The following is a 2766-nucleotide window of genomic DNA, read 5'->3' on the forward strand; positions in this document are numbered from 1 at the left end:
GCACTCCATATGGAGTGCGGGGCTTTAGCCCCGCTATCGGCGCGGGACTTCAGTCCCCGCCAAAGGCAAGGGATGATCCAACGGTGAATGACGGACGTGACAGGCACGTCCCTCCGAAAAGCGGACCCGACGAGCGGGTGCCTCCGGGAGGCGGACGTGACAGGCACGTCCCTCCGGGAAAAGCGGACCTGACAAGCAGGTCCCTCCGGGAGGCGCTTCGGAGGGGCACGCTTGTCGTGCCCGGGGAAAGGCAATGGATGATCCAATATTAATCGGCGGACGTGACAAGCACGTCCCTCCGAAAAGCGGACCTGACGAGAGGTTCCTCCGGGAAAAACGGACCCGACAAGCAGGTCCCTCCGAGGTGCCAGGGGGCTATTCGTGAATGGCCCGATTGGAGTGTTTCATCGAAGATGGGCCCCGCCTTGCTTCAGCCTCATTCCACCTTGCTCTTTTTGCCTGGCTGCGCTAGAATGCGCAAGTCACTACGGATGTCCATCGGCAAAGGAACAAACGACATGGCAGTGGTCACCGATGAGGGCCTTTGCGGGGGCACCCGGTGGTCAGAGTGGCGCCCTCTTTTTTGGGCGTGTGAAACTGTGTGGAGAGACTGAGAGGTGATTTATGGAACCCCCGCTGGCGGCAGTGCTGTTGAGACATCCCACCAAACCGTCTTTGGAAAAGCTCGACGAAGCTCTCCAGGCAAACTGGCAGGATTTCCCGCCCATCGAGGAAGCACTCGTGTCACCGCCCCCGGATGCGGATTTGCCGCCATTTCAGGCCATTCGGGCGGGTGATACGGTGGCGTTTATCCTTTCGGAGGCGGACCCCATCCCGGAGGAAGAGCTCGAGCTCCCCTGCCTGTCGGCATGGTACTGGCCGGATGCCCAGAAGGCGGTCAAGGAGCACACGGCCCATTTGCTCGTGATTTTGCCGGAGCCGCCGCAAGATCCGCTTGAGCGGTACATCCTCCTGACACAAATCACAGCGGCTTTGGCCCAGATTACAGACTCTGTGGCGGTGTTTTGGCCTCGCGCCCTTTTGATCCACAAGCCGGAGGACTTCATCAATTCCGCCCGGCAGATGGGACCGGGCCAGTTTCCGCTGGAGCTATGGGTGGGCTTTCACGGAGAGGTGGACGAGGATCAAACGCTGACTTTGTTCACCCGGGGCATGGCCGCCTTTTCACTTCCCGAAATCGAAGTCTATAACACCCGGCGGCAAGCGCAGTTTGTCTACGAGCGGGTGTACAACATCGCGTACTATCTGCTCGAAAATGGCCCGGTCATCCATGACGGAGAGACGGTCGGGATGAGTGAGGACGAGCAGTACAAGGTGCGGATTGGTCCGTCCCGCCTTGAACCGCGGATTCGGGCTCTCCAGGTGGAGATGTGACACGCCTCCCTCAATGAGTATTTTCCTGGGATGATGATCCCGGGGTGCATCGTCAGCATCGGATAAAAGTCAGCGAACGGATTCGGTGAGTTTCGGGAGACAGCACACATGCTGTATGCGGTGATCTTGGCCGGGGGATCAGGAACACGCCTCTGGCCGGAGAGTCGCGCTGCCCGTCCCAAGCAGCTGCTGCCCATCGGGGGAGAGAAAAGTTTACTGCGGGCGACGGTGGACCGCGTTCTGCCGCTGGTTCCGCTCGATCGTATCCTCGTAGCGACGAGCAAAGATCTGGCACCGGCCATTGCCGAGGAATTGTCTTTTCTTCCCCGGACGGCGATTCTGGTGGAACCGGCCCCCCGCAACACGGCACCGTGTTTGGGCCTGGCCGCCGCTCGGCTTCTGCGTGAAGACCCGGAAGCCATCATGGCGGTGTTGCCCGCCGACCATGTGGTGTCGCCGGATCGGGCGTTTTTGCAAGACCTGGAAACGGGCGTGCGGCTGGTCATGGAAGATCCGCGGCGGTTGGTGACGTTCGGCATCCCGCCTACTTATCCCTCACCATCTTTCGGGTACATCGAGCGCGGTGAGCCTCTGGCTCTTCCCGAGAGCGGCACACTTGAGGAGCCCAATCGGGCAGAGACATCCCCACCGCACCGGATCTTCCAGGCGCGACAGTTCTGGGAAAAGCCCTCCCGGGAAACCGCTCGGAAATATCTGGAGGCCGGTACTTTCTACTGGAATGCGGGTATTTTCGTTTGGAAGGCGGCCACTCTCTGGCGCGCGCTGGAGAGTTACTGTCCGGAAGTTTTTCAGCCCCTGGCCCGCATTGCCGCAGCCGCTGACTCGCCGCGATTCGGGGAGATCCTGGACGCCGAGTTCGAGCAGATCAAAAACATCTCCATCGACTATGCCGTCATGGAAAAGGCGGAAAACGTCGTGGTTGTCGAGGCGACATTCCGCTGGGATGACGTTGGTGGCTGGCGGGCGCTGGAGCGGCTGCTGACCGCCGATGAGCGAGGCAACGTCGCCGATGCCCCACGCGTCATCTTCCTGGATGCGGAGGGCACGATCGTTCACAGTCGCCGGGATGAGCATCTCATCGCCACGCTGGGCGTCAAAGACCTGGTTATTGTGGTCACTCCGGATGTCACGCTGGTGGCCGACAAAAATCGCGAGGAAGAGGTTCGCCACCTTCTGAAGGAGCTGGAACGGCGGGGGTGGCGGGAGTACCTGTAGTGCGCCGCGAGCGAAGGGATTTCAAGCGGCTCATCTTGCATGGGCTTGGTTGATGCCGAAAGGTGAATTGAATGGCGGGTGGAACGACAGAATTCCGTGTCAATCTGGACGTGTTCCGCGGCCCGCTCGATGTCC

Annotated in this window: 2 protein-coding genes; both read left to right on the top strand. The window is 60.6% G+C overall.

Translation table 11 applies throughout. The features are described 5' to 3' along the window. The first annotated feature begins 624 nt into the window (after positions 1-624). On the top strand, positions 625-1395 hold the full coding sequence (locus H5U08_RS15030; RefSeq protein ID WP_297034816.1) for a DUF4261 domain-containing protein: 771 nt from the start codon (positions 625-627) through the stop codon (positions 1393-1395). Between the two features lie 108 nt (positions 1396-1503). Next, on the top strand, positions 1504-2631 hold the full coding sequence (locus H5U08_RS15035) for a mannose-1-phosphate guanylyltransferase (RefSeq protein ID WP_297034817.1): 1128 nt from the start codon (positions 1504-1506) through the stop codon (positions 2629-2631). The last annotated feature ends 135 nt before the right edge of the window (positions 2632-2766 follow it).

This window comes from Thermogutta sp. (genome assembly GCF_014359955.1).
In the GTDB taxonomy this organism is placed as follows: Bacteria; Planctomycetota; Planctomycetia; order Pirellulales; family Thermoguttaceae; genus Thermogutta.

Excerpts from the sequence above, each read along its gene's own strand:
- H5U08_RS15030 (WP_297034816.1), top strand. The coding sequence starts at position 625 with ATGGAACCCCCGCTGGCGGCAGTGCTGTTGAGACATCCCACCAAACCG.
- H5U08_RS15035 (WP_297034817.1), top strand. The coding sequence starts at position 1,504 with ATGCTGTATGCGGTGATCTTGGCCGGGGGATCAGGAACACGCCTCTGG.